Origin of the sequence: Streptomyces niveus, from assembly GCF_001723055.1 — a bacterium.
In the GTDB taxonomy this organism is placed as follows: Bacteria; Actinomycetota; Actinomycetes; order Streptomycetales; family Streptomycetaceae; genus Streptomyces; species Streptomyces niveus.
Window position 1 is genome coordinate 1 of sequence record NZ_MDCR01000443.1, and the last position, 573, is coordinate 573.

General features: G+C 70.8%; 2 pseudogenes. Both read left to right on the forward strand.

The annotated features are described in order from the left end of the window. Positions 1–241, forward strand: a pseudogene (locus tag BHU15_RS41830) (TIGR03767 family metallophosphoesterase); the annotation flags it as partial. A gap of 2 nt (positions 242–243) precedes the next feature. Beyond that, positions 244–573 (forward strand): annotated as a pseudogene (locus BHU15_RS41835) (TIGR03767 family metallophosphoesterase); the annotation flags it as partial.

Below are 573 nucleotides of genomic sequence, written 5' to 3' on the forward strand. Positions count from 1 at the left end.
ACCCCCACCGGCCCCTCCGCCGGCCTCACCACGCTCGAATCGCTCGCCACACCGCGCGCGGGGAACGCCACCTTCCGCCGTCTCGGGGACGGACCGGGCTGGCGCCGGGTTGTACGTGAACAGTTCGCGTCCGCCAAGTCCGGCCGCGAGGACCGCCGTACGGTACTCAGCTCCTTCGTCCAGCTCACGGACCTCCATGTGACGGACGTCCAGCACCCGGTGCGCACCGAGTACGTACGCANNCGCCACCGGCGCGCCGCTGGCCTTCGCAATGACGACCGGCGACAACACGGACAACAACTCGCTGTGCGAACTCGACTGGTACCTCACGCTGATGAGCGGCGGGCTCGTCACGCCCAACAGCGGTGACCCGCAGGCGTACGAGGGCGTGCAGAACTCGGGGATGCGGATGTACTGGCACCCGGAGGACGGTGCGCCCGACGCGGACAAGCGCCTGGGCTACCCCCGTATCGAGGGATTCCTCGAAGCGGCCCTGCGCCCCGTGCGCAGCCCCGGCCTGGCCCTGCCCTGGTACTCGACCGTCGGCAACCACGACAGCCTCGCCAGCGGCGC